This is a genomic window from Streptomyces yamdrokensis, assembly GCF_053890455.1.
This window is the reverse complement of record NZ_JBSSMB010000004.1, coordinates 145,194-171,037: the sequence shown is the minus strand read 5'-3', so window position 1 is coordinate 171,037 and position 25,844 is coordinate 145,194. Positions and strand designations below refer to the sequence as shown.

The window sequence follows — 25,844 nt, the reverse complement described above, 5'->3', positions numbered from 1 at the left end:
CTGGACTTGCTCGTGCAGACCGCTCAGGCGTGGCGGTTGGTGGGCCACCGGGCGCCGCTGGTGGCGGTGTGCTCGCTGGAGAGCGATGCGGTGCTCGATTCGCTGGGGGTACGCACCACCACCAATCCGATCCAGTTGGCGCTGTGGGCGGGGTCCGGGCCGGTGGTCGTGTTCGCCACGTACGCCTCCCTGGTGGACCGCGAGGACTTCGAGGATCCGATGGGCCAGGGCAAGGTTCGCGGGCCTTTGGAGGCCGCTCTGGCGGGCGGGGAGCGCCTGTACGGGCAGCAGATGAGCGGTTTCGACCTCGCGGTCGTGGATGAGGCGCACGGTACGGCGGGTGATCTTGGCAGGCCGTGGGCGGCGATCCACGACAACGCCCGGATCCCCGCCGACTTCCGGCTCTACCTGACCGCCACCCCGCGCATCCTGGCCGCGCCCCGGCCGCAGAAGGGCGCGGGCGGCCAGGAGCTGGAGCTCGCGTCGATGGGCCAGGACTCCCAGACGTACGGGCCGTGGCTGGCCGAACTCGGGCTCTCGGAGGCCATCGAGCGGGGCATCCTTGCCGGGTTCGAGATCGACGTGCTGGAAATCCGCGACCCCTCGCCCGTCCTCGGGGAGTCGGAGGAGGCGCAGCGGGGCCGGCGCCTGGCGCTGCTGCAGACCGCACTTCTGGAGCACGCGGCGGCGTACAACCTCCGTACGGTGATGACGTTCCACCAGAAGGTGGAGGAGGCAGCCGCGTTCGCGGAGAAGATGCCCCAGACGGCTGCCGAGCTGTACGCCAGTGACGCCTCCGATGACGACCTGGCGGCCGCGGACCGGCTCCCCGCGTCGTCGATCGACGCGAGCTTCTACGAGCTGGAGGCCGGCCGCCACGTCCCCCCGGGCCGGGTGTGGTCGGCGTGGCTGTGCGGCGGCCATTTGGTGTCCGAGCGGCGGGAGGTGCTGCGGCAGTTCGCGAACGGGATCGATGCCGCGGGCCGGCGCGTCCACCGGGCGTTCCTGGCAAGCTGTCGCGTCCTCGGGGAAGGCGTGGACATCACCGGCGAACGGGGCGTGGAAGCGGCGTGCTTCGCCGACACCCGCACCTCCCAGGTGGAGATCGTGCAGAACATCGGCCGGGCACTCCGGCTCAACCGGGACGGCACCACGAAGGTCGCGCGGATCATCGTGCCCGTGTTCCTTCAGCCCGGCGAGGACCCCACCGACATGATCGCCTCCGCCTCGTATGCGGGACTGGTCGCTGTGCTCCAAGGCCTGCGCTCGCACGATGAGCGCCTGGTGGAGCAACTCGCCTCCCGCGCCCTCACCAGCGGACAGCGCACCGTGCACGTCCGGCGCGACGAGGACGGGCGGATCATCGGTGCCGACGGCGAGAGCAACGGCGAGGACCAGGAACAGGACGACACCCAGGCGGCCGCCGAGGCGGCGCTGCTGCACTTCTCCTCCCCTAAGGACGCAGCAACCATCGCGGCGTTCCTGCGCACCCGGGTCTACCGGCCCGAGTCCCTGGTATGGCTGGAGGGCTACCAGGCCCTTATCCGCTGGCGGGCCCAGAACGGCATCACCGGCCTGCACGCCGTGCCCTATGACGTGGAGACCGAGGTCGGGGTGACGAAGGCGTTTCCGCTGGGCAGGTGGGTGCACCAGCAGAGAAAGGCGCTACGGGCCGGAGAGCTGGAGCCACGGCGCAAGGAACTGCTCGACCTGCCGGAGGTCGGCATGGTCTGGGAACCGGGCGAAGAGGCCTGGGAGAACAAGCTCGCCGCGCTGCGGTCCTACCGGCGCGCCACCGGGCACCTCGCACCCCGCCAGAACGCGGTGTGGGGTGAGGGTGAGGGCGAGGGCGAGGCGATGGTGCCCGTCGGGCAGCACATGGCCAACCTCCGCCGCAAGGGCGGCCTGGGGAAGGACCCGCAGCGGGCAGGGGAGCGGGCGAAGCAGCTGAAGGCGATCGATGAGGACTGGAACTGCCCCTGGCCGCTGGACTGGCAACGCCACTACCGCGTCCTCGCCCACCTCGCGCAGGACGAGCCCGGCGGAGTACTGCCCGCCATCCGGCCCGGCGTCCTCTACGAAGGCGATGACCTCGGCAAATGGCTTCAGCGGCAACGCCGCAGCTGGGTGGAGCTGTCCGCCGAGCAGCAGGAACGGCTGACCGGGCTGGGCGTGAAACCCGTCGAACGGCTCGCCCCGGCCTCGGCGGCCAAGGGCACCGGGAAGGCGTCAGCCTTCCAGCGCGGGCTTGCGGCCCTCGCCCAGTGGGTCGAACGGGAAGGTCAACGGCCGGTACCACGCGGCCACAGCGAACAGATCGCCGTCGACGGCGAGGCGGAGCCGGTGATCGTAAAGCTGGGCGTATGGGTTTCGAACACGAAGCAGCGGCGGGACAAACTCACCCAGGACCAGCGCAACGCACTACGAAAGCTGGGCATCGGATGGGCATAGCAGGCCGTGGCCCATGCCTGTTGCGGCACACCCCTCGACACCCACCCCAGACATCCATGAGCATGTCAACTCCCCTAAAGAGGAGTTGCACAGTGAACAGAACGACAGGAGCCCGACGCCGACTCGCCGCGATGGCGGGTGCGATGGTGGCGGCCGCGGGCATCATGCTGTCCGGCGCCACCCCGGCCTCAGCCGCGGACTACTACTACGAGCTCCCCTACCCGGCCGGCGAGGCCTACCAGGTCACGCAGGGCCCGGAGGGCACGTACTCGCACACCGGCCCCTACAACGAGTACGCCTGGGACTTCGGTCTCCCCACGAACTACGAGGTCTCCGCCGCCCAGGGCGGCACGGTCCTCGTCTCGAACTGGTCCCCGTACTGGCAGAACGGCATCGAGGTAATCATCCGACACTCGAACGGCCAATGCACCCACTACGCCCACCTGAACCGGGCCATCTACAACACCGGTGACTGGGTCCCGCAGGGCCGGGTCATCGGCTGGTCGGGCAGCACGGGCGCGTCAAGCGGACCCCACCTGCACTTCCAGGTGATCAACTGCAACACCCGGGTGGGCATCCCCGCCACACTCCAGGGCTGGGTGCCGTACACCGGGTCGTGGCCGGTCAGCGTCAACTCATACGCCTGAAACACATGAGTGCGCGCATCCCCCTCCCGCCGGGGGAGGATGCGCGCACAGGAAGAGAACGGGGATTGAAGCTTCCCCTTGATCGTGGACACCTGGAAACTTCATGGCGATTATCGCCGAGCCCAGCATTTTCGTCGGCGCCAACTGCAATCTCTCAGCTTCATGTCAGCGAACCACCCGGGGATACACCGCCTCATGACAGTGAAATCCGATGCCGGTGCCACCCCGGTGTCAGCGGCGGACCGTCACACGCCCCCACCACGGCCAGCAGGAATACGGCCGGCAGCGGCCGACGAAGACTGCCGATCACTCCACTGACACCAACCCGACACATCACAGTCGCTGTCAGTGCTGTTTGCGATGATCATGGGATGAGTACGAGAGACTTCTGGCATCTCCAGGACTGGAACGATCTGGCATCTGTCAGGGCGCGGCTTGCGGGAGGGGAGTCTCCGACCGCCCGCTACGGGTCATTCGAGGAGACGCCCCTGCATCTGGCGGCAGCGGCGGGCGCCGCCGAGGCGGTGACCGCGATGCTCGCCCACACACGGGAGGTGGACATACCTGATGAACGGGGGCGTACGCCTTTGTGATGGGCGGTCGAGCACCTGCAGGGGCAGACCGTGCGAGTGCTGCTGAAGGCGGGAGCCGATGCGTGGCGGCCATGTGTAGGTGCGTGGACACCGGGGCGGCTGGCCCTGACGACGGGCCTTGCGCCCTTAGAAGTCATCTCAATTGGCTCGGTAGGCTGTGGGTCGTGGCGAGGATCGTTGAGCGGCTGGTGCCGGATGAGTTGTGGGAGCTGTTCCAGCGGGTGGTGCCGGAGGCGCCCTCGCGGCCTCAGGGTGGTGGTCGGCGTCGGCACGGCGACCGTGAGGTGCTGGCCGCGATCGTGTTCGTGGCGACGTCGGGCTGCACGTGGCAGCAGCTGCCCGCCGCGTCGTTCGGGCCGTCCGGGGCCACGGCCCACCGCCGGTTTTCCGAGTGGACCAAGGCCCGGGTGTGGGCCAAGCTGCACCGCCTGGTCCTGGACGAACTCGGCTCCCGGGGCGAGCTGGACTGGTCTCGCTGTGCGATCGACTCGGTGAACATGCGGGCCCTGAAAAGGGGGAGCTGACGGGTCCGAATCCTGTCGACCGGGGTAAGTACGGGTCAAAGATCCACCTGATCACCGAGCGGACCGGTCTGCCCATCTCCGTCGGAATCTCCGGCGCCAACCTCCACGACAGCCAGGCCCTGATCCCGCTCGTGAAGGGCATACCCCCGATCCGCTCCCGCCGCGGCCGCCGCCGCCGCAAGCCCGGCAAGCTCCACGCCGACAAGGGCTACGACTACCGCCACCTGCGGCAATGGCTCTCCCGCCAGGGCATCCGGCACCGCATCGCCCGCAAGGGCGTCGAGACCTCGCAGCGGCTCGGACGGCACCGATGGACCATCGAACGCACCATGGCCTGGCTCGCCGGCTGCCGCCGACTCCACCGCCGCTACGAACGCAAGGCCGACCACTTCCTCGCCTTCACCAGCATCGCCTGCACCCTGATCTGCTACCGCAAACTCACCAAATGAGATGACTTCTAAGTGGGCGGTTCGTGAGTGTATGAGTGATTCTGCTATCGCCTGATGGTGTGGCTGTGAGGCGGATTCTCCCGGCCCGGGGGCTGGGGTCTGGTGGGCTGGCCGGGTGAGTGAACGGAAGCCGTATCCGAGTGACTTATCGGATGAGCAGTGGGCCCTGATCGAGCCGGTGATCACCGCGTGGAAGGACCGGCATCGTTCGGTCAGCGGCCATCAGGGCGCCTATGACATGCGGGAGATCATCAACGCGATCCTCTATCAGGGGCGGACCGGATGCCAGTGGGCCTATCTCCCGCATGACCTGCCGCCCAAGAGCGCGACGTACTACTACTTCGCTGCCTGGCGGGACGACGGAACCGACCAGGTCATCCATGAGCTCCTGCGCTGCCAGGTCCGGGAACGCGCCCGGCGATTAGAGGACCCGACCCTGGTGGTGCTGGACACCCAGAGTGTCCGCGCGGCCGCCTCGGTCCCCGCCGCGACGACCGGCCATGACCCGGCCAAGCGGGTGCCGGGCCGCAAGCGTGGCCTGGCCGTGGACGTCCTCGGCCTGGTCATCGCGGTCGTCGTTCTCGCGGCGAACGTCCATGACAACACCGCGGGTATCGCCCTGCTGAGCGAGGTTGCCGAGAACGCCGGCGGCGCCGTCAGCAAGGCTCTGGTCGACCAGGGCTTCAAGACCCAGGTCGTCACACACGGCGTCGGCCTCGGCATCGACGTGGAGATCGTCCAACGCGACCCGCAGCACAAGGGGTTCGTCCCGCAGCCGAAGCGATGGAGGGTCGAGCAGACCTACGGGATCTTGATACTGCACCGGCGACTGGTCCGCGACTACGAACACCACCCCTCCTCCTCGGCCTCCCGCGTCTACTGGGCCATGACCCATGTGATGGCCCGACGCCTCACCGGCGCGAACGCCCCCACCTGGCGTGAGCCGGCGGCAGCGTGAACATCCAGCCCCTCCTCCAGGCGCTGGACATCCAGGAGGAGGCCGCCCGTGCCCTGGCCGACGACCTCCGCGCGCGGATCGACGACCTGCAGACCCGGCTGCGGGAGGCCGAGACCCACCTCGAGCACCTCGCGATCACCCGCACAACCGTCACCGGCCTCGCCGACCGGATCCCCGTCTCCCCGCCGGAGCTGCCCGAGCATCCGGACTACGCCCGCATCCTCACCGTGTTCAACGAGGCCCCCGGGCCCCTGCGGGCCAAGGACGTCTGTCAGGCCCTCGGCCACGAAATCCTGCCCAAGAACGTCGAGGGCACCCGAGCCAAGCTGAAACGCCTGGTCAAACTCGGCGTCCTCACCGAAGCCGACACGGGCAGCTTCGCCAGGAAGCAATAGCCACCGCTACGACCAGCACCCCTGACGCAACCCTCATGCAGAAACGGACATCACTTCACGAACCGTCCACTAAGGGCCGGGCACGCCCGGGGCATGCCCCCTGATGCCATTCCTGCGAGCGAGGGTGTTCAGGCGGTGGTGCGATTGCCCTGGCGGGCGGCGAGCGCGGCCTCGACGCTGGGGTGGGCGGGCAGGAAGGTGTCCATTCCGGTGACGCTGAGCAGGCGGCTCAGCCGGTCGGGGATGGCCGCCAGGGTCAGGGAGCCGTCGGCGTCCTTGGCGCAGCGCCAGATGCCGACGAGGGCTCCCAGCCCTGAGGAGTCGCAGAATGTGACCCCCGACAGGTCGGCGACCAGGTCTGCGTGTCCGGCGGCAATGAGTTCCAGGGCGCGGGCCCGCACGGCGGGTGCGGCGGCGATGTCGAATTCACCGGACAGCCCTATCACGGCCAGGGCGCCGTCGGTGTGCGGGACGTCGATGTGGAATGCGTCGGTCATGGGCGTCGGATCTCCTGCCCGACGGAGGCGTCGGCGGGTGCGGTCGGGGCGGCGGCGCTGTGAGCGGTGGTAGTGATGCCGGCGGGAGCGGCGTCCGCGGTGGGAACGGACAGAGCCAGCAGCGCCACGTCGTCGCGTTCGGTGTCGGGGAGTATGTCCAGGAGCGCGACGGTGTCGTCGATCAGGGCGCCGGCCCTGACCGGCGCTTCTCGCTGGGCAAGGAAGTCGGTAAGACCGGTGTCGGCGAGCATGTGGCCATCGACGGTGCGTGCCTCGGTCAGCCCGTCGGTGTACAGCAGCAAGCCCTGGCCGGGTGCCAGGTGCAGGGTGAGTGAGGCGAAGGCGGCCTCGGCGAACGCGCCGACCAGCATGCCGCCCTTGGCGCGGGCCGCCTCAACCCGTACACCGCCGCCCTTGGCAGGGCTGAGGTGGTAGGCGGGCGGGTGACCGCCGGTGGCCAGCGTAACTGTGAAACCGCCGTCCCGGGCGGGATCGAGCAGGCCGAAGATAGCGGTGCAGAAGCGGGTGCCGACCGCCGCGTCGAGCAGCAGCGCGGTGTTCAGGGCTTTGAGCGCGGCCGTGGGTTCGGCGTCGACGAGGGCTGCGGCCCGCAGCGTGTAGCGGGTCAGTGAGGTGATCGAGGCGGCTTCGGCGCCCTTGCCGCAGACATCGCCCAGGAAGAACGCCCACCGGCCTGCGCCGATGGGGAAGACGTCGTAGAAGTCGCCGCCCACTTCCTGCGAGGAGGCGGTCTTGTAGTGGCAGGCCAGCTCAAGCCCCGGTACCGCGGGCAGCGCGGGAGGCACCAGGGTGCGCTGCAGGGTGGAGGCGAACGCGGCGATGGCCGCCTTGTCCAGCTCCGCACGCTGGCGGGCCTCTTCCTCCGCCTGACGTTTCTCCTGCTCGGCTCGTATCACATGCAACGCCGACAGTCGCAGTTCCAGCTGGTCCCGCACCACCGCGGCCAGGTCTGTGAGGGTGGAGGCGTCGGCCTCGCTGATCTCGTGGGGGTGGGTGTCAAGGACGTTGACCGTGCCCAGGCGGTGCCCGTCGGCGGTGATGATCGGAGCGGCGGCGTAGAACCGCACCCCCATCGGGCCGGCGACCAGCGGGTTGGAGCAGGCGACCGGGTCCAACAACGTATCGGGGATGACGGTGGTGTCATCCCTCAGCACCGCCGAGGCGCACAGGCCCGGATCCCGGCCGATCTCGCTGACACCTTCCAGCCCGTGCGCGGCCTTGAACCAGATCCGGTCCTCGTCCACGATCGTCACCGTCGCCACCGGCACCTCGAACAGCCGCGCGGCCAGCGCGGCAACTCGGTCGTAGGCGCCGTCCGGCGGAGTGTCGAGAATGTCGTAACGGCGCACCGCCGCCATCCGCGCCGCCTCGACCGACACGGCCAAAGGCTCGCTCGGTGCTATCGCAGGCAGGATCGCTTGTTCCGGCATGTCCCTCGTCTCGCTCATCCCCCAGGAAGACACCGACCAGACAGCCAGCACTCCGGAACCCTACCGAACGCGGCCGGCGCACCCGATCCGAGAGCGAGCTTCGTAGTGCGCACCGGCATCGTGGAACGCCCGCCCAAGCACCGACCGCAACCGGGCGAAGTGATCGGCGAAAACGCGAGGCGTGACGGCCTTCGTGGTCCGGACCACAAGCTGCTCACCGACCTGAGAGGGCGTTTGAAGTGGGCAACTTGCCGTTTACGTCCTAGTACGTTCCTCGCCAGGTGGGTGTCGTCTCGTCCGTTATGCGCCTGGTGAGGTTGCCGATCGAGGCGATGTGGATCATGGCCTCGGAGCTGGTGGTGAGGGTCTCGTAGTCGCGGGCGAGGCGGCGGTGCATCATGAGCCAACCGATACTCCGCTCGACCACCCAGCGCCTTTTTACGATCTGAAAGCCGCGGGTCTCCGGGTTCCTGTTGACGACTTCGACATCGATTCCGAGGCGGGCGCCGTGCTCGACGACAGCGTTCTTGAAGCCGGTGTCGACCCAGCTCTTGGAGAGGGTCGGGTACGTCTCCTTCGCCTGGTCGAGGAGACGGATTCCCAGGGCGTTCTCCGACAGGCTGGCGGCGGTGACGGTAACGGCGAGGATGAGGCCGATCGTGTCGGTGAGGATGCCGCGCTTCCGACCGACGATCTTCTTCGCGGCGTCCGTTCCCTGGCTGGTCACGGGCACGTTGGTGGAAGTCTTCACGCTCTGGGTGTCGATCACGGAGGCGGTCGGTTCAGGCTTGCGCCCTTCCTTCACGCGGGCCAGTCCGGTCAGGTCGTAATTGAGCCGGGCGAAGATTCCTTCGTCGCGCCAGGCCGCGTAGTAGGCATAGACGGTGCCGTGGTTCGGGAAGTCATGTGGAAGGTATTTCCAGGGGATTCCCGTGCGGTTCACGTAGAGGATCGCGTTGAAGACGTCGCGTAAATCGACTTTGGCCGGCTGCCCGGTTGGCCTGCGGTCGAGCCGGGCCTTTCTCCAGGCCGTCAACGTCGGCTCGATCAGGGCCCATCGGGCGTCGGACAGGTCGCTGGGGTACGGCTTGCGCTCGCTCACGACGTAGCGTGATCATGAGCGAGGCGGAATGTTCGATTCCGCTGTTCATTGGGCGATTCCACGGCAACTTCAAACCAGACGGACTTCCAGGCATGGAAGCGAACGAGACGGATGGCTGAGCATCCGCCCTGGAGACCGCCATTCGCCACCTACGGGATGAAGGCCCCCAAAGCAGGGCAGGGGCGAGAGCCGCATTTAGGGCTTAACCTGCATAAACGCCCTCTGAGAGGACGTCTTGCTTGAAGAAGCGATAGTTCATGGTTTGTGCCAGGTTATGACTGTTTCGCCCATCGCTCGTTTCGCAAGGTTGGAGATCATCGCGAGGCGGATCATGCTCTCGGAGTGCGCCGGTTTGGTCTCGTAGTCGCGGGCGAGGCGACGGTGCATCATGATACATCCGAAACTTCGCTCCACGACCCAGCGCCGCGGGATCACGGAGAAGCCTTTGACCTGCTCGTTTCGTGGAACGACGTCGACGTCGATGCCGAGCGAGGCGCCGTGCTCGATCGCCTTCTTCTTGTAGCCGGAGTCGACCCATGCCTTGCTGATGGTGGGGTGGTCGGCGGCGACGCGGGTAAGGAGCTGGATGCCGGCCTCGTTGTCCGAGACGCTGGCGGCGGTCACCATGACCAGCAGTAACAGGCCGAGGGTGTCGACGACGATGCTGCGTTTGCGTCCGACGGTCTTCTTGCCGACGTCGGTGCCCTGGGTGTCGGCGGGCACGCTGGTAGCGGTCTTGACGCTCTGGGCGTCAATGACGCAGGCAGTGGGTTCGGCGGTGCGTCCTGCCTGCTCACGGACCATCCGGTGCAGGTGGAGGCCGGGTTTCTCGATGGTGCCGTCGGCGGTCCAGGCGCTGAAGTAGCCGAACACGGTGGTGTGCGGCGGGAAATCGTGGGGCAGGTAGCGCCAGGGGACGCCGGTCCGGTTGAGGAAGAGGATCGCGTTCATGACTTCTCGCAGGTCAGTGACCTTTCCACCGAGGTTGAGCGAGGTCTTCTGCCGCTCGGCCCGCCAGGCCGTCAAGGCCGGTTCCATCAACGCCCAGCGGGCATCGGAGAGATCGCTCGGGTACGGCTCGCGCTGCTGCGAAGAGGTCATGGGACCACTCATGCACGAGGTCCCCAACCGGGTATATCGCTCGATCGAGCGAGGCAAAAGCCAGCTTCAGGGACGTATTCGAACCGGACAGAAGGTATCGGTAGCAACCCGGGTAAAACGCGAGTCCCGGCGCACTCCAACTGAAGAGACATACCGCCTGTTCTGCCTGTACGAGGCGAATCCCGGCGCGGCACAACTGCCCTAAACCGGCGTATAGATGACACGAACGTCCTCTGAGCACAAAACTCCGACGGGACGTTGCCCCTGGCCATGTCTTCCGCCGCGAGGACCTGGCGGACCTGGTCGCCGCCGGCACCCTGCTCGGACCGGAGCAGGACTCCGCGCGACTCGATGTGCGCAGGATTGGAGTTCGATTGGCTGGCGCGACTCGGTTGGATCCGCTTGCCGCAGTCGATCGAGGTCCGCTTCGACACCTCGCAGGCGCGGGGCCGTCGATATCAGGAAAGGAGTAGGCATGAAGGCGGGGGGGGGACGGGGTAGGTGCGGCGATGGCAAGGTGAGGTGGGCCGGTGTCGGCATGGCCGACAAGGGGAGGGACACATGGTTACGGATACGGCAGCGGCAACGGCGGATGTGAAGTGCGCTGAACTGCCGGAAATCCCGGACCCGTCGAAGGTCGCTCCCAAGGACGCCCGTGAGCTCACCCGCCTGTTCTTCCAGCAGCTGAACCGGCTGGAGGAAGGCACGCCGGAGTACCAGTACGCGCGCAACACGCTGATCGAGATGAACATCTCCCTGGTCCGCTACGCGGCCTCCCGCTTCCGCAGCCGGGACCAGGAGGAGATGGAGGACATCGTCCAGGTCGGCGTGATCGGCCTCATCAAGGCCATCGACCGGTTCGAGCTCTCCCGCGAAGTGGAGTTCACCTCCTTCTCGATCCCCTACATCGTGGGCGAGATCAAGCGGTTCTTCCGCGACACCACCTGGGCCGTGCACGTTCCGCGCCGCCTTCAGGAGGCCCGCGTCCAGCTGGCGCGCGCCACCGAGGAACTGAGCAGCCGCCTGGGCCGCACCCCGACCGTGGCGGAACTGTCCCAGCTGATGAACCTCGAAGAAAAGGAAGTCATCGAGGCGCGACTGGCCTCCAACGGCTACCGCTCCTCCTCCCTGGACGCCGCCATCGGCAGCAGCGAGGACGGCAAGAGCGCCCTGTCCGACTTCATCGGCAACGACGACGGCGCGCTGGAACTGGTCGAGGACTTTCACGCACTCGCCCCGATGATCACCGACCTCGACGAGCGCTCGCGCAAAATCCTGCACTGGAGGTTCGTCGAAGAAGCAACCCAGGCCCAGCTCCGCGCGGGCATGCTCACCACCCACTGACACCACCACCTCGCGGCCGTGGTGAACCCGTACACCACGCCACCACCCTGTGCGCTGTCAGTTTGGAGCGGTCCCGCTCAGGCCGTTCTCCACTCGTGTGGGCGGCCTCCGCGCCATTTCACCCAGCGCGCATCGTCCAACACTCCCTCGGGATCGTCGACGCCCGCGGTTTCGAGGAACACCACCAGGTCGTGGTCGCTGTAAGCGGTGCCGAGGATCTCGTCCCGGCCGTGCGAGTGCACGGTGACGCTCCGGCCACCGGTACGGGAGGGCTGGTGTACGACGATCGGCGCGCTCATCACGCCTCCCAGCGTGCTCCCGGCAGGGCCGTGCGGCGAGTCGGCTGCCCGGCCAGGAGGTGTCGCCGGACCAGTTGAAACGGCGCGGGACTCCGGCACGCGGTCCTACGTCGCCGGGCCCGCCGGTGTCGAACTGCCCCACGCTCTGAGGGCAACGCGGGTGTCGATCCCGTGGCCCAGGGTCACGCAAGCAGCTTGACCCGCACCTCACCGCTCGCGCGGTCCACCTGCACGGCATGACCGGCCTGCGTGAGGATCGCCAGCAGCGCCGACCGCAGAACAGCACGAATGCCCTCGAACTCGGCATCCTCCCGGCCCGCAGGATCCAACTCGCTGCCGGGCACCCATCCCACCAGCACCGAGTCCATATCCCTCCGCACCCGCAGACCAGGGCTGCCCTCATCACCAGCCGACGCCACATCGAAGCCAGCACGGGCCAACGTCCCGCACACATCAGCGAGCAGCTTCTCCACGGCATCAGCGGTCACCGCCAAAGCCTATCCACACACACCCTGACGGTTTCGGGCACAGGTGCTTCACCTGCGGAAGGAGGAGAGCCGGCCGCTGGTCTTGTGCGCTGTCTCTGCCTCTCCCGCTTTTGGCGCACCGTCGTGCACGAAACCGAACGCCACCTCGGCTGGGGCGCTGATCGTCAGGTGCGGCACGCCCGACCCGACCCTTTTCCGCCGCCGCCATCTCCTGCCGGTAGCGCGCCGTTTCAGGCAGGCCGTCAGGGAAAGGTGGTGGGGCCGACGGGAGCGCCGGCTGTCACTGGGGGCGTCGTCCGGTGACGTCTCCGCCGGGGTCGTCGGGCAGGGCGACGCGGGCGGTGACGCGTTTGCCGACCGGCTCCCGCTGGACCTCGAAGCCCTGCGCGACGGCCATGACGATCTCCAGACCGTGCTGCCCGACCCTGCCCGCATCGGCGGCCCGCGCCACCGGTAGGACCGGATCGCTGTCCCACACGATCACTTCCACCACGGCGCCGGAAATACGCAGCTCCATCAGTACGGGGCCAGGGGCGTACTTGCGGGCGTTGGTGACCAGCTCGCTGACCACCAGCTGGGTCAGGTCCATTGCGCGAGCGGACACCGGCAGGCCGTGCTCCGCTTGTACACGGGCGAGGAAGTCCCTCGCGCGGTGGCGCGCCTCAGCAATGACGTGCCCGTCGCCGTCCAGGGCGACGGTGTCCTGTATCGGAGGGACGTCCGGCATCACGCTGCCCTCACCCTCGGGGACTGATCCAGCCGGCTCCACCCTTGTTCCCCCGTTCACACTTCCTGCGCGTACCCGGCACTATGCCTCACATGTCCCGTGAGAACCTCATAACGGGCCGTACATGTGTTCGCTGTAGCATGAGGCGGGGTCATCGGCGCACTATCGCGCCGGGGCCTCGAGTCCCATCAGCGAGCAGTCAAGGAAACAGTGACAGACACCCACGGAGCAGCCCGGCCCGGCCAGCTGTCGATCGGCCATGCCGCTATCGACGGCATCCGGGTAGTCACCCTGCGCGGCGAGATCGACCACACCGTCAAGGACGTGCTCAGTGAGGCCCTGCTGTCCTGTAACGGCGCGACTCCGCCGCGGACCGTGGTGGACCTCAGCGGCGTGACGTTCATGGACTCCAGCGGCATCAACGTCTTCGTCGCCGCCCACAAGAGCATGAGTGACGCTCAGGGCTGGCTGCGTATCGCCGGCGCCCAGGCGTCGGTGCTGCGGCTCCTTGAGATCGTCGGCCTGGACGACGTCATCCCCTGCCATTCCACCGTTGAGCAGGCCCTGACCGCCTGACCCGCGCCGTGCCCGGCCGCAGCGTTCTAGCCGGCGTCCCCAGTCGAGCACGTTGCCGTTCTGGTCGACCGCCCGCCACAGGTATTGCCGTTCCCCGTTGATGGTGATGAAGGCCTCGTCCAGATGCCACTTGTCGCCGGGCCGGGGACGCCGACGCCGCAGTTCACGGGCATATTCGGGCCCAAATTTCGCGCACCACTGCCGGACCGTCTCATGGGAGACGACCACATCGCGGGCGAGCATGAGCTCCTCGACCTCGCGGAAGCTGAGCGGGAAGCGGTGGTACAACCACACGCAGTGCGCGATGATCTCCGCCGGGTACCGGAACCCCTTGTACGACGGCGCCACGGCGTCCCCTCCCGGTGCCCAACGACCCGAGAATCGTCCCAGGGACTCAGCCCACCAGCCAAGTTGACAACGCCCTGCCCAGGGCGCGCGCCGTAGGCACAGGTCCGCGGACAACTCGAACCAGCGAGCGGTGGCGGGCAGCAAGCTTCCTCACAACCTCTTGATCGTGAATTTGGCGGCAGAGTCGTTGTTGGCCCACATGGCGGCAGGCCACTTATCGCCGTTCCAATCTTCGTGCTTGTCGTTGCTCGTTCCGTTCAGGTAGCGCGTCGAACCGAAGTAGGCGGTTGTCACCTGGATGGTGTCACCTGCCCGGATGACCTGTGCACCGGAAACGCGGACCCCACCGTTGAACGTCACATCGTTGCCGCTGAGCCATACCGTGTCACTGTTGATCTGCAGCGGTTCTCCGTAAGGCCCGCGCAGGTCGGTGATCCGGGTGAGCCCCTGCGCGTGCAGCTCGCCCTTGACGGTCAGGTCGTCGGTGACGGTGACATTGTTGTCGTTGAGGACTTCGACATGACTGTTGATCTTCAGCGGTTCTCCGTAAGGCCCGCGCAGGTCGGTGATCCGGGTGATTCCCTGCGCGTGCAGCTCGCCCTTGACGGTCAGGTCGTCGGTGACGGTGACGTTGTTGTCGAAGGTGCTCGCCCCGGTGACGTTCAGGCCCGCGTCGACCTTCAGGCCTGCGGGCTGGCTGACCCGCAGCGGGCTGCTGCCCGCACCGCGCACCGATCCGGCGACCGTCAGGTCCTTCGCGGTATTGCTGAGGCTGACGTTGTCGGCGAAGGTGGCCGGGCCCTGGACGGTGAGGTTCCTGACGACGAGGTCAGGGATGCGTACGGTGACTGCCGTGGTCAGGGTGTGGGTGAGGGTGGCGCCACCGGCTGTGACTTCGGCGCGGAGCATGAAGCCGGTGACGGTGGTCAGGCCGCGTGGGGTGGGCCAGACACGTTCCTTGTCGAGGGAGACTCCGGCGGGGGTGTCGCCCCAGTGCATCGTGTATTTCGCGTCCGAGCCCTCCCAGCGGAGCACGGCGGCCTCACCGTTCTCCACCATGATCTTCTCGGGCGCGAAGTTCCGGAACACGAACCCGGTCGGGAACTTGTCCACCACGACCGCAGCGTCCTTGTTGGTGAAACTCCCGTTCGTCCCTGACGAACTCTCGACGATCTCAATGGAGACCTGACCCGCCGTGCGGTTGACCGCGATGTTGGACAGGGTGAGCGTGATGATTTGCCCAGTGAACTGCACCGCGCGGGCCGGGGTGAAGGTGATGACCGCGAAGCCGCCGGAGACGGTGGGGGCGGACGGTGTCCAGCCGGTGCTGGCACCTGTCTTGATGGCGGCGCCTTCGGTGGTGAGGTGCTCGGCCCCGGCGCCGACCGGCACCCGGACGGTGATCTTGTTGCACCAGGCCGGCGTGGTGATCCCGCCGCCGACATTGATGTTGACGGAGCCGTATTCGGTTTCCTCGGCGGAGCTCACCCGCAACGGCTTCGGGTCGGTCGACGGTTCGTACGGCAGCAGGTTGGTGGTGTTCACCATGATGACGCTCATGCAACAGCCCTTCAGTAAGCGGTGTCAGGACGTCTCGGTCGCGTCGAGCAGCAGGTATCCGTACCGGGCCTGCGCCTGCGGGTCCCCGAAGTGCGCCGCGGAATCAGCCGGAACGATCGGCAGCTCCACCCACTCGGTGTCCGACCCGCGCGGCTCGGCCCAGCTCCACGCCCCGTGCCAGGACGCGGGCTGCGGCAGCACCACACCGGCCTCCGTCGGCTCCTCCTGCGCCCGCGCCCGCCGGGCCTCCTCGGCCTTGTCGACCCGCTCGGCCGCCAGCAGCGGGCCGAGCCGGAAGGACGCCCGGATCCGCCGCATCGCCTCGGACACCAGGTCGTCGGGCAGTTGCACCTTCGTTACCGGGAGGATGTCCGTGGTGGCATGCACCGCCGCGTACGGATCCATCAGTAGCGTCAGGTGGTGCTTCACCGCCTGGTCCGGGATGCGCGCGGGCACGGCCAGGCCGTGGCCCTTGTCGATCGGGGTCAGGTAGCCTCCGCCGCCCTGCGGCATGACCGCGTGGAAGAGGTCGTACGACGTCTCCTGGTCGGGCCCGGTCGCCCCGGCGAAGTAGCCGATGAGCCCGTCGCCGAGCCGCTTTTCGTTGCCGAGCCGGACCGGCCAGCGGTAGCCGTCGTACTCCTCCTGCGACTCCCCCAGCACCTGGTCCCAGCTCGGGTTGCTCAGCAGCGGTCCTTCGAGCTCGACGCCCAGATCGGCGCGCACCAGCGCGAGCGGACGGCCGACGAGCCGCAGTGGGGAACCGTCCTCCTGGGCCGCGTCGTCGAGAATGGTGTCGAGGGTCTGGTCGATGGTGTCGAGCAGACCGGTGAGCGCGGCAGCGGGTTTGTCCTTCAGGGTGCGGACGAACCGGGCCAGGTGCGGCATGGCGTCCTCGAACTCCCGGGCGTCGACATCTGGATGGGGCGAGCCGGGGAGCGGTAGCCACACGCTGTCGTCCGCGCCGTCGATGTCCTTGACGACGCGGAGTTCGCCGAGACAGACGCCGTCGGGTCCGTGGACGACGAGGGTCTGGTCGAGATGGTTGAGCAGCAGCCAGCCGGCCAGCGGGTTTTCCGTCGTGGCCGCGCGGGCCATCGGTGAGAGCCGCTGTCCGTCCACGGCGCGTACGGTCTCCAGCCGGACGCGGGCGCCCTGGAGGAGACGCGGGCCGAGCTGGACGAAGCGGGCGGTGCCGACGAGGTCCTCGTCGAGGACGCTGTCAGGGGCAACGCTCTCGGCGAGGGTGAGGGAGACCTGTTCGTAGTTGCTGCTGTTGACGATGTCATAGGTGCGGCCGAAGCGGTCGACGATGCGCAGGTCGTGGAAGGCGAACTGGCCGGCGCGGACCGGCTGGAACGGTGTTCCCGGGTCGTCGGCGGGCGGTTCGAGCGGGCCGCCCTCCGGGACGCTCTGGATGTCGCCGACGAGCCTGGCGGTGGCCTCGGGGACGTGCACGGTGGTCCTGGCGGTGCCGTCCTGCTGGACGAGCCAGTCGTGGAAGCCGTCGAGGCGCTGGGAGAGCAGTCCGGGGTCGCCGAGTTCCTCGCGCAGGGCGAGCAGGCCTTCGGTGGGGGCGCCGGAGTAGGTGTCGAGGTAGCGGTCGATCTGCTTCTGCAGGACGAACGGCGCGCTCGGGGTGAGGAACGCCCGGTTCTTGAAGGTGAGCCAGCGCAGGTCGGCTTCGCCGCCGCCGGGCTGGGCTCCCCGGCCGGACCATTCGTAGCGGCTGCCGTTGAAGGTCCAGTAGGTGGTGTCGTCGGCCTGGAAGGGCGTGGGGCAGTACTTCAGTTCGTATTCGAGGTGCATGGGCAGCCAGGGCTGCCGCCATGGCGCGGTGTGCTCGGGGACGGGCCCGGTGACGGCGGCGGGGTCCGCGAGAGCCGCGTCGAGAGCGCCGGGGACCCTGGCCACCTGGTCCAGGAGGGCGAACTCGGCGAGCAGCGGGGTGCAGGCGTCGGGGAGTCCGGCCAGTGGGGGGCTGGGCGCGGTGGTGGGCCGGTCGTAGGTCTTGCCGTCGACGGTGATCCGGGTGATCAGGGCTTCGGGGAGGCGGCAGGGCAGCGGGGTGTCCCGGGTGAGGGGTTCCTTGGCACCGGTGTCCTTGATGAGCACGACCGGGTCGGCGGGGCGGTAGTAGGACTCGCGGGCGGTGCGTTCCAGCTGGTAGCGCGGGTCGAGTCCGCGTTCGGTCGCGTACTTTTCGATGTCGGCCGCGAGTTCCTCCGGGGTGGTGCCGGTGGGCAGTTGCCTCAACAGGACGAACTGCTCGTCGAGCAAAGCCTTGGTCCGCCCGGCCAGACTCGTCGGATCGTTCTCGTCGAGCTGGACATCGGCTGCGTCGTCGAACCCCGCGGGGTGCTCAGGGGTGAAGGCGGGGACCGGCTTGTTGCGCAGCCACCAGATGTTCCAAAGGCGCTGCTGAGAGCGGCGGAGCCTGGGCGTGAGGTCGTCGTACTGCCGTTGGACATGGTTGAGTTCAGTCAGCCATCCGGGTTCCGGTGGCGGGGGCGGCAGTTCGTCGTCGCCTTCGACGGGGCGCGCGGTCACCTTCCACACATGGCCGCCGTCGGAGCCGGAGAACCAGGAGTGGTGGGTGAGGGTGTCGAGGTCCTCCTCGCCGTCGGCGGTGTCGAGTGTTTCGAGGGTGCCGTGGAAGAGCGAGCGTACGAGGTCCCCGGTGCGCGCGGACCGGGTCTGCCGGGCGGTCAGCCTGCCGAGGGCTTCGGCGCTGCTGCTGCCCAGCGTGAGGATGGTGCTGAGCTCGGCGTTGCTCGGTTTGTCGGACTCATGGGTGGCGCCTTCGCGCTGCCAGTCGACTCCCAGCGCGAAGCCGCTGTAGAGGGTGCGGTCCAGGGCGTCGGCGTCGGTGCCTTCGGGGGTGTTCCAGCCGAGGGCTTCGAGGAGGTCGGCCGTCCCGTCCGCGTCCGGCGGGAGCAGGCCGGGCACGGACGCGGCGCGGTTGAGGTAGTCGAGTGCGTCGTCGCTGTACCAGCCGACGACGAAGTAGCTGAGCGTCGCGTCGGGCGGGTAGTTGTCCAGGCCGCCTTTGAGGTCCTCAAGGGTGTCGTGGATCGAGAACACGTCTTTGTTGTACGGCTGGTAGGCCGCGAAGCCGGGCAGTCCGGGCCCGGCCGCGGTCAGGTGCGGCTTCTGGGCGTGCGGTTCGGTCCACGGCGCCTGGGTGAGGTCGTGGCGGCGGCCGAGGAAGGTCAGCTCCAGCGGAGCACCCTCCGGCGAATCGGGGTTCGGGTGCTTGTTGGTGCCCCGGACGTCGTTGCCGTCGGCGTCCTGGACCGGGCGGCTCTCCAGGTAGTCGCTCTGCACGATCCACCCGACGGCCTTGCGGTCCGGCGCCGCCGCTGCGGTGCTGTAGCGCACGACCAGCCAGCGGTTGGGGACGAAGGGGAAGGTCGTCTCCCCTGTCGTCTGGTCGTAGTGCCCGTTGGCCAGCGCCTCGGGTAGCTGCCACTGGACGTAGACGCCTTCACTGTCCGGGCCCATGGTCTCGGTGCCGACGCCGGGGGCCGGCTCCGCACCCGCGCCCTCCTCGATCATGGCGTCGAAGTTCGGCGTCCACCGGTTGAACGTCTCGGTGGTGTGGGTCAGCCGGTTGACGACGAGGGCGTGCACCTTGACGGGGACGATCAGGTCCGTGGCGTTCATCAGGCGGTCTCCGTCCGGGCAGCGGTGCCGGTGGGGCTGAGGATTTCCTGTTCCAGTGGGGCGTTGACGAGTTCCAGGGCCAGCTGTCCGGGATCCAGGTCGGTGAGCCCGAACTCCCGGGCCAGGGCGGGCACCAGGCCGCCGGTGCCGAACATCTGAAGCACCGCGGGTCCGGCGTCCGGGTCGGAGCGCAGGTGGAGGTCGAAGAGGCTGCCGGTGGCCGGGTAGTAGGTCTCCAGCGGGGTGCCGATCGGCGGGTCGGCGGCCAGGCTGCGCAGGCCGAGGCGGTTCCCGGCGTCGATGCCGTAGTGGATGCCCTGTCCCGGTTCGCGGATGACGACCTTGTCGGGAACGCCGTCCCACAGGACGAGCAGGATCCTCTTGTCCGGTTTGGCGCGGCGCAGTTCGGTGAGGACGGTGCCGTCCTCGAGGTAGGCGTTGACCTTGATATCCGGCCAGGCGGGGATGAGTTCGGAGTGGATGAGCAGCCCGCCGGCGGCCCGCTTCGCGCTGCCCGACCGGGCGGTGGTGGCCTCGTTGAGTTCGGGGGCGAGGCGGCTGTCGACGGAGGTGTGCACGCCGACGTCGGCGGCTCCGGCGACGAGCGCGTCGAGCCAGCCCTGGTCGAGGCGGAACATCCGCAGGGATTCCAGGGGCAGCATGCGCGGGTCGGGCACGAGGTGGTGGAACGGCACGCCCTGGAGCAGGCCGAGGCGGGCCTGCCAGGCGGCGATGGCCCCGGCGTTGCGTTCCGCGGTGGTGCGCAGCAGGGAGACGGAGCGTTCTTCCGCGAGCACGGACCTTGCCTGTGTACGTGTCACTCTCAGCTGCGGTGTCCTGCGTCCGGCCTCGTCCGGCAGCTGGGGGCTCTTGAGCCCGGTGCTGAGCCGCTCGCGGAAGCCTGCGGAGGCGAGTTCGCGCAGTGCGCCGAGGGCGGGCGGGGCATCCGGGTCGACCGAGGCGCGCGCCGGGTCTCCGGCCAGCGCCATCAGCGTCGTCGCCCGGTTGGCGAGTTCGCGGCGGGCCCGGCTGACGGCGGTGGTGTATTCGGGGTCGGCCAGGCCGATGGTGCGACCGAGAGTCCAGGCGACGGCATAGCTGACGTCGAAGATGCCGTGCTCGGGCTCGTAGATGAGCGCGTGGTCGGAGGTGGTGTGCGGGCCGGGGCTGTGCTCGGCGGGCACGTCGAAAGCGGTGACCGGCGTGGCCGGGCCGCGGTACCAGGCGAAGGTGCGTTCGCCGGAGAGGGTCAGCTGCGGGACGGCGGTGTAGCCGCGGGCAAGGCGGTCGCGGACGTAGCCGTCCTCGGGGTCGTCGGTGACCGGTGCGGTCACCGGCAGCCGCAGGGCGAGCTCTTCGAGCTCTTCGGGGTCCGCGGTGCTGGGGGCGACGAGGTTCTCCAGCAGTGCTCCGGGGTCGGCGGCGGGCCCTTCGCTGCTGGTGAAGCTCCAGCTGTGCAGCGAGCACAGGCGGACAGCCGTGGTGCCGCCGGGCAGGGTGCCGGACAGGCGGCCCTCGAAGCCTTCGAGGGAGACGAGGTGGACGGCGTAGTTGCCGGGGTTGTGGGGGAAGCGGTTGGCGTTGACGACCGCGTACTCCCCTTCTTCGAGGACTTCGCCGTCGGCCCGAGTCCTGTTCGCGTCGACGACCTTGCGGACGTGGGCGAGGTAGTACATCTCGTCGTCGCGCGGGGCGACCGCGTTGAAGAGGTCCGCCGGGACGTCGATGGTCCGGCACGTGCTCCGGGCCTCAGCCTCGTCGACGCCGCCGGACGGCAGGTTCGGGCCCTTGACCCCTGCCTCGGCGGGGTTGCGGAGCTCCTCGACGGTGCGCAGCACGGTGTCCCCGGACGCGGCGGGGTCGTCGGGCAGTTCGTTCTCGCCGAAGACGAGCAGGGCGAGCCAGGGCGGGCGGGCCGGGGGCTGCTCGGTGCGGGTTCCGGCGAGGTTGCGTTCCCAGGGCAGGATCGACCGGCTGAGGGTGATGTGCGGCAGGGTCCTGGTGTAGGCGCCGGTGCTCTCGCGCGGCGGGTAGTAGGCGTGGACGGACGCTTCGCTGAGCACGAAGCGGACGGCCTTGATCTCGAATGTCTCCTCGGACGGGAGCAGCTTGTCCTGGGCGTCCAGTTCGCCGCCGGCGTCGCTGAGGGTGTTCTCGACCACGACCCGGTAGTCGCCGGGGGTGGCACGCGGGATCAGGTGGTCGAGGAAGTGGATGCGCAGATCCGGTTCAGCGGTCACGGCCGGTCACCTCGTCGCGGTGGTGGTCAGGGGCGGGGTGGTCAGGCTGCGGCCGGCGAGTGCGGCGTAGCCGGTGAGCGGACTGTCGGTATCGGCGCCGGGTCCCGCGCCGAGCCGGGCGAGGGTGCTGAGCACGGCGGTGCGGCGGACCTTGACGGTGGGGGCGGCGACGGTGTCGACGATGGTCCGGACGCTCTGGTCGTCGGCCCGCGGCTCGGGCCCGGCGGGGTCGGACACGCGCAGGGGCATGCGACCGTCCGGTAGTCCTTCGTACGAGAGCGCCTTTGAGGTGACGGGCCCGGTGTCGGTGCCGTAGTCCGGCTTGGGGAGGGTGATCCTCAGTCCGGTGAGGCGGTTTTCGAGCAGTTGGTCGCCGTCGAGCGCATCTCCGGGTTTGGCCAGGGGCTTGCCCCACAGGCCGGGGGCGACGGTGGCGGTGACCGGCTTGACCACCCAGTAGTGGTCGGTGGGGTGGAAGGTCGTGCCGTCCTTGGTAATGGTGACCCGGTGGGCGGAGGTGACACCGGTCTTCCGCATGGGGCGGATGTCGATGGTCCCCTCGTCGGACTGCTCAATCAGTCGTTCGTTGAGGTAGAGGTGCGAGGCGGGGATGCCGGCTTCGGTGGTGAAGGTGAATCCGGCCGAGGAGACGAGGGTCGGTTCCTTGGCGGCCGCGCGCCGGGCGATCTCACTCTGATCGGCGTCGGCGAGCAAGCCCTCGTTGGGGATGACCCGGACGGGTGCCGGGATCTGGGTGCGGAACTCGGGCCATTCCACGGTGGGGGTGTTGTCGCGGGAGGAGCCGAAGCCGAAGCTGAAGGAAATGAACCAGAGTTTGACGGTGGCCCGGCCCCCGAAGGGCGGCAGCCACAGGTGGAGGTCGATGCCGACCTCGACGGAGATGCGGACCCGGACGAACCAGACCTTGATGGTGGCCGCGACGCCGATGCTGATGCCGAGCCGCACGTCGAGGTAGAAGGGTTTCCACTGGACCAGTACGTCGAGGTGCGCGGTGAACCACGCGGAGAAGATGCCCTTGTCGTAGACGGCGGCCAGGCGCCCGCCGAACATGAACGCGGCGGGGGTGATCGCGGCATAGGCCTCGGCCCGCACCGTGATGTCGCTGGCCGGGGACCACACGAACCCGAGGCGCTTGGGCCGGGGGTAGTGCGCGGGGACGTTGTAGGCGGGGTGGTAGCCGCCGAGGCTGATGGCGAAGTCCCCGGCGCGGCTTCCACCGGTCCAGACGTAGACGGCCAGGCCACCGGTGAGTTCGATCGACGGATCGAGCACATAGCTGCCGGGCAGCAGGGCCACGTCCATGGACAGGCAGTGCTCGGCGGAGCTGAAGCCGAGGCTCAGGCCGATGTTCACCCTGGCGATGGCCCGTGCGTTCGGGTTGAGGGTGCGCGGCAGGCTGACCGAGGTACGGCCGAGCAGCATGGCCTTGACGGAGTCGCCGAGTTCGATGACGGCGAGGGCTTTGGTCTCGATGAAGCCGAAGCTGGTGAACTTCACTCCGGCGGCGATCCAGTACTGGCCCTCGGTGGGGCGAATCCAACCGGTGGGTCCGGTGAGGGCCTTGAGCGCGTCCTCGGGGGTGTACGGCGTCGGGGCGGGGTCCCCGGGCAGCGCTTGAGCCGCGTCCAGCCGTGCCACCAGCGGGAATTCGGCGAGCTCGGCTCCGGTGGGGACCTTCTTGAAGGAACTGTTGATCCCGAATCCGGCGGAGAAGCCGGTGACGGTGAAGGGCGGCGGGCCGAAGACTGAGGCGCCGCCGAGGAGGGAGACCTCGCCGTAGATGAAGACCGAGTGCCAGCCTTCGACGCTGCGCGCCCACACGGCCTGGGCGCCGAGTTCGACCGCCATCGCCTGGACGAGGATCAGTCCGGCGAGTTCGAAGTCGAGGGTGGGGTCGTCGGGTGTCTTGTTGAGCAGGCCGCCCTTGAGGCCGATGAGCCCGTCGGCGGCGGTGGCTTCGATGTTCATGCCGTGCAGGAAGGGCAGCAGCGGGAAGCCGCCGCTCATGCCGACGTAGAAGCCGAGCCCGGCGACCTGCCAGGTGAGAGAACCGATCGTGACCTGGCCCTGGAGCTCGATCAGCAAACCTTTTTTAAGGTCGTAGCGGAACACGATCGCGGAGAGGTAGACCGGCCCGAACTGCTTGCCGATCACGAACTCGTATTCGAGCCCCGGCTTGTCCGGGCTCTGCGGATCCGGTCCGAACTTCGGCGGGACGGTGATCACCAGTGCCGGGGTCGGATGGCCCATGACCGCGAGGTGGACCGCCGCACTCACGTTCTTGCCCAGCGGGACCCCTGCCGCCTCGTTCACCACCGGCAACTGCTGGAGCGGGCCGAGGTTGTACTCCGTGACAACCCGGTTGATCTTGATGACGTCTTCGGCGCCGAGATTCTCGGAGACGTACATGATCTGGAGCGCGGGCAGGGACAGCAGCCCGTTGCCGATCATGGGTCCGACCACCGGCAGCCCGGAGCCGTCCCAGTCCGTGCGGGCCCGGACCATGGCGACGGTGGTGGCCTTGGGTTTGCCGTCCTGGCCGGTGCGGCCGAGCACCGTGGTCCGCAGCACCAGCACTTCCACCGGGTTCGCGCCGGTGCCGTGGTCCACCGGCGCTTCGGCGGTGACCATCAGGTTGTCCGTCTTGCCCATCGGGTGCTGGTGCAGCTGGACCCGCTCCAGCAAGTCGACCAGCGGTCCGGGCAGTTCGACGTCGTACTCGCCAAGGGCTTCGAGCAGCGGGGTGATCAGCAGCGGCGGTCCGTCGAGGGGCTGGGCCCTGCCGATGGACTCCTTGCGCAGTTCGGCGCGGAACTCCAGCGGGTCGGCGACCGCGCCGCCGAGCTGGAAGCCCACCCAGGGACCGGTGCCGGGGCACCGTCCGGCCTCGGCCGCGGCCTGTCCGGCGGCCAGCAGGACCCGCAGTGACCGGCCGCCGGACAGTGCGGACAGGTCGACGTCGGCGACGGCGGTCCGGAGCAGCCAGGTCGCCGGGCTCGCCTCGAAGAGCAGCGCGTTGACCGCCGTGCCCGTGGCGAAGAACCGGGCGCTGGCCGGCATCTCCTCACCGGCGAAGGTGATCTTGCCGGTCACCGTCAGAGCGGCACTGTCGGCCGTCGCCTGAGTAAGGGTCAGGACGCCGCCGGGCAGGTGCTCCAGGGACTCGGACTCGCCGGTCAGCCCGAGCCTCCCGGTGCCGAGCTCGAACGTTCCGGCACCCCCCGCCGGGAACAGTGCAACCAGTTCTTCGACCGTCAGTGCCATGGGTGACCCCCGTCTGTAGACACGGTTGGGTGAGGTGCCCGCGGAGCGCAGGCTCTGTCGGTCCCCCACATATCGGTGCCGGGGGAGTGCTTCATCGCGAGGTTGCCCTGCCACCGGCCTGCCTCACCGGAGATGCTGCTGTCCCCCAGCGAGACCGCCACCGTCGGCCGGGCCCTCGTGTCCTGACCGGTTTCCTGCGCCCGCACGGGGCCCGAACTCCCCGACGTGAGGGCGGCCGCAGCTGCCCCGGCCCCCGCCGGCCCGACGGTGGCGAGCACGCGCACCACGAACCGGCCTCTCCTGCGCCGCGCTGTCCTTGCCCCGCGGGACCGAGGTCCCTCCGTCACGTCCATGAGCTCTCCCCCTCCGATGGCGGCCCGCGCGGCTCTCCGCGTCGGTGAAGCCGCGGTACAGCGGCCCGCCGGCAGTGCCCCGCCTCCGCCAGGGGCGAAGGACAGGACGCAATCACCCGATGGCAACACATAGCAGTCGATTGGTTACCAAGTGTGATTCATGAATGGGTCGGCGGCATACCTCTCCGGGGTCGCATTCACCGGAACGTGGCCCTCCGCACCCGCGACAGCGAGCCGGACCGCACGGGACGCCGCGCCGGCCGCGACCCTGAACTGGCCGAGTTCGCTCGCTAGGACGTTCGGATCCAGAGGGCGGCCAGGCTGGTCACCGGGCCAGCTGGTCAGCCGCCAAAGATCCTCGTCCGCCAAGAAGCCTTCTTGGCGGAGGTGACGGCATTGGTCGGCGTGGGGCGTGCAGTACCCGTCTCTGGCCTCGCCTTGCCGGTCACAGGCAGCGACCTGGCAAGGCCCCAGGACTGGCAGCGGTGCACCTCGGGGTGAGCGAGGAAGTCCTCCAGCGTGAGCCCGTAGACGTTGCGCCTCTGGTAGTCACAGGAGGTCACCGGCCGCCTCCAGGAGCGCCAGCAGGTCACGGGCGCCTGGCTGTACAAGGTGGCCGTCCCGGCCTGGCAGAAGTGGTGCATTTCGGTGCGGTGGTCGGTGGCGGTCATCAGGTGACCGCCACCGACCACCGCACCGAAATGCACCACCGCCTCACCGTCTGAAACCACATCACCGGGGCCGTCGGCCTGCTCACCGCACCCCGAACACGGAGCCGAACCCGACCCCA

The 25,844-nt window shown here is 68.7% G+C and carries 20 protein-coding genes and 1 pseudogene; 8 read left to right on the top strand and 13 right to left on the bottom strand.

From position 1 onward, the window contains the following. Positions 1–12 precede the first annotated feature (12 nt). From ACWZEH_RS35950 to ACWZEH_RS35925, 6 genes are all read left to right on the top strand, one after another. Positions 13–2,451, top strand: a complete 2,439-nt coding sequence (locus ACWZEH_RS35950) for a helicase associated domain-containing protein (RefSeq protein ID WP_456200446.1) — start codon at positions 13–15, stop codon at positions 2,449–2,451. Positions 2,452–2,594: 143 nt separating this feature from the next. Then, the gene (locus ACWZEH_RS35945; RefSeq protein ID WP_456200561.1) at positions 2,595–3,098 is read left to right on the top strand and encodes a M23 family metallopeptidase; all 504 of its coding nucleotides are present in this window, start codon (positions 2,595–2,597) and stop codon (positions 3,096–3,098) included. 371 nt (positions 3,099–3,469) lie between these two features. Then, complete coding sequence (locus ACWZEH_RS35940; RefSeq protein WP_456200444.1) at positions 3,470–3,691, top strand: hypothetical protein; 222 nt, start codon at positions 3,470–3,472, stop codon at positions 3,689–3,691. Positions 3,692–3,864: 173 nt separating this feature from the next. Next, a protein-coding gene (locus tag ACWZEH_RS35935) for an IS5 family transposase (RefSeq protein WP_456200559.1) occupies positions 3,865–4,664 on the top strand; the annotation gives its coding sequence in 2 pieces (ribosomal slippage) (positions 3,865–4,204 and positions 4,204–4,664; 801 coding nt in all). 115 nt (positions 4,665–4,779) lie between these two features. Beyond that, on the top strand, positions 4,780–5,622 hold the full coding sequence (locus tag ACWZEH_RS35930; protein WP_381180232.1) for an IS5 family transposase: 843 nt from the start codon (positions 4,780–4,782) through the stop codon (positions 5,620–5,622). Then, positions 5,619–6,017: a hypothetical protein gene (locus tag ACWZEH_RS35925; protein WP_456200092.1), complete on the top strand. Its 399-nt coding sequence runs from the start codon at positions 5,619–5,621 to the stop codon at positions 6,015–6,017. Before ACWZEH_RS35930 ends, ACWZEH_RS35925 begins: the two co-directional genes overlap by 4 nt. Positions 6,018–6,145: 128 nt before the next feature. Here ACWZEH_RS35925 and ACWZEH_RS35920 read toward each other — a convergent pair whose 3' ends face one another. From ACWZEH_RS35920 to ACWZEH_RS35905, 4 genes are all read right to left on the bottom strand, one after another. After that, positions 6,146–6,514, bottom strand: a complete 369-nt coding sequence (locus ACWZEH_RS35920; protein WP_456200442.1) for an STAS domain-containing protein — start codon at positions 6,512–6,514, stop codon at positions 6,146–6,148. Further along, entirely contained in the window at positions 6,511–7,914 is a 1,404-nt protein-coding gene (locus tag ACWZEH_RS35915; protein ID WP_456200440.1) for a PP2C family protein-serine/threonine phosphatase, read from the bottom strand. The genes ACWZEH_RS35920 and ACWZEH_RS35915 overlap by 4 nt, the downstream gene beginning before the upstream one ends. A 313-nt stretch (positions 7,915–8,227) precedes the next feature. Then, positions 8,228–9,067, bottom strand: a complete 840-nt coding sequence (locus ACWZEH_RS35910) for an IS5 family transposase (protein ID WP_456192207.1) — start codon at positions 9,065–9,067, stop codon at positions 8,228–8,230. Positions 9,068–9,322: 255 nt separating this feature from the next. Beyond that, complete coding sequence (locus ACWZEH_RS35905) at positions 9,323–10,168, bottom strand: IS5 family transposase (protein ID WP_456200438.1); 846 nt, start codon at positions 10,166–10,168, stop codon at positions 9,323–9,325. Between the two features lie 561 nt (positions 10,169–10,729). Between ACWZEH_RS35905 and ACWZEH_RS35900 the strand changes: the two genes are divergently transcribed. Continuing rightward, a complete protein-coding gene (locus ACWZEH_RS35900) occupies positions 10,730–11,512 on the top strand; it encodes a SigB/SigF/SigG family RNA polymerase sigma factor (protein WP_456200436.1) in 783 nt (260 codons plus the stop codon). Positions 11,513–11,589: 77 nt separating this feature from the next. On the opposite strand, the gene ACWZEH_RS35895 is transcribed toward ACWZEH_RS35900, so the two are convergent. The 3 genes from ACWZEH_RS35895 to ACWZEH_RS35885 all read right to left on the bottom strand — a co-directional run bounded on the left by ACWZEH_RS35895 (position 11,590) and on the right by ACWZEH_RS35885 (position 13,026). Continuing rightward, on the bottom strand, positions 11,590–11,811 hold the full coding sequence (locus ACWZEH_RS35895) for a hypothetical protein (protein ID WP_456200434.1): 222 nt from the start codon (positions 11,809–11,811) through the stop codon (positions 11,590–11,592). Between the two features lie 182 nt (positions 11,812–11,993). Continuing rightward, complete coding sequence (locus ACWZEH_RS35890; RefSeq protein WP_456200432.1) at positions 11,994–12,299, bottom strand: hypothetical protein; 306 nt, start codon at positions 12,297–12,299, stop codon at positions 11,994–11,996. Between the two features lie 280 nt (positions 12,300–12,579). Next, positions 12,580–13,026: an ATP-binding protein gene (locus ACWZEH_RS35885; protein ID WP_456200431.1), complete on the bottom strand. Its 447-nt coding sequence runs from the start codon at positions 13,024–13,026 to the stop codon at positions 12,580–12,582. 210 nt (positions 13,027–13,236) lie between these two features. Between ACWZEH_RS35885 and ACWZEH_RS35880 the strand changes: the two genes are divergently transcribed. Further along, the gene (locus ACWZEH_RS35880; RefSeq protein ID WP_456200429.1) at positions 13,237–13,602 is read left to right on the top strand and encodes an STAS domain-containing protein; all 366 of its coding nucleotides are present in this window, start codon (positions 13,237–13,239) and stop codon (positions 13,600–13,602) included. 42 nt (positions 13,603–13,644) lie between these two features. On the opposite strand, the pseudogene ACWZEH_RS35875 reads toward ACWZEH_RS35880, so the two are convergent. From ACWZEH_RS35875 to ACWZEH_RS35850, 6 genes and pseudogenes are all read right to left on the bottom strand, one after another. Beyond that, a pseudogene (locus ACWZEH_RS35875) lies at positions 13,645–13,950 on the bottom strand (IS6 family transposase); the annotation flags it as partial. Positions 13,951–14,100: 150 nt separating this feature from the next. Continuing rightward, on the bottom strand, positions 14,101–15,510 hold the full coding sequence (locus ACWZEH_RS35870) for a hypothetical protein (protein ID WP_456200428.1): 1,410 nt from the start codon (positions 15,508–15,510) through the stop codon (positions 14,101–14,103). Positions 15,511–15,534: 24 nt separating this feature from the next. After that, positions 15,535–19,176: a hypothetical protein gene (locus ACWZEH_RS35865; protein WP_456200427.1), complete on the bottom strand. Its 3,642-nt coding sequence runs from the start codon at positions 19,174–19,176 to the stop codon at positions 15,535–15,537. Further along, a complete protein-coding gene (locus ACWZEH_RS35860) occupies positions 19,176–21,416 on the bottom strand; it encodes a hypothetical protein (RefSeq protein WP_456200426.1) in 2,241 nt (746 codons plus the stop codon). The genes ACWZEH_RS35865 and ACWZEH_RS35860 overlap by 1 nt, the downstream gene beginning before the upstream one ends. Positions 21,417–21,422: 6 nt before the next feature. Further along, positions 21,423–24,701: a DUF6603 domain-containing protein gene (locus ACWZEH_RS35855; protein WP_456200424.1), complete on the bottom strand. Its 3,279-nt coding sequence runs from the start codon at positions 24,699–24,701 to the stop codon at positions 21,423–21,425. A 694-nt stretch (positions 24,702–25,395) separates the two neighbouring features. Next, positions 25,396–25,764: a hypothetical protein gene (locus ACWZEH_RS35850; RefSeq protein WP_456200422.1), complete on the bottom strand. Its 369-nt coding sequence runs from the start codon at positions 25,762–25,764 to the stop codon at positions 25,396–25,398. Positions 25,765–25,844 lie beyond the last annotated feature (80 nt).

Coding starts and splice junctions, on each gene's coding strand:
- ACWZEH_RS35905 (WP_456200438.1), bottom strand. CDS start 10,168: ATGACCTCTTCGCAGCAGCGCGAGCCGTACCCGAGCGATCTCTCCGAT.
- ACWZEH_RS35945 (WP_456200561.1), top strand. CDS start 2,595: ATGGTGGCGGCCGCGGGCATCATGCTGTCCGGCGCCACCCCGGCCTCA.
- ACWZEH_RS35900 (WP_456200436.1), top strand. CDS start 10,730: ATGGTTACGGATACGGCAGCGGCAACGGCGGATGTGAAGTGCGCTGAA.
- ACWZEH_RS35920 (WP_456200442.1), bottom strand. CDS start 6,514: ATGACCGACGCATTCCACATCGACGTCCCGCACACCGACGGCGCCCTG.
- ACWZEH_RS35865 (WP_456200427.1), bottom strand. CDS start 19,176: ATGAACGCCACGGACCTGATCGTCCCCGTCAAGGTGCACGCCCTCGTC.
- ACWZEH_RS35895 (WP_456200434.1), bottom strand. CDS start 11,811: ATGAGCGCGCCGATCGTCGTACACCAGCCCTCCCGTACCGGTGGCCGG.
- ACWZEH_RS35940 (WP_456200444.1), top strand. CDS start 3,470: ATGAGTACGAGAGACTTCTGGCATCTCCAGGACTGGAACGATCTGGCA.
- ACWZEH_RS35855 (WP_456200424.1), bottom strand. CDS start 24,701: ATGGCACTGACGGTCGAAGAACTGGTTGCACTGTTCCCGGCGGGGGGT.
- ACWZEH_RS35870 (WP_456200428.1), bottom strand. CDS start 15,510: ATGAGCGTCATCATGGTGAACACCACCAACCTGCTGCCGTACGAACCG.
- ACWZEH_RS35885 (WP_456200431.1), bottom strand. CDS start 13,026: ATGCCGGACGTCCCTCCGATACAGGACACCGTCGCCCTGGACGGCGAC.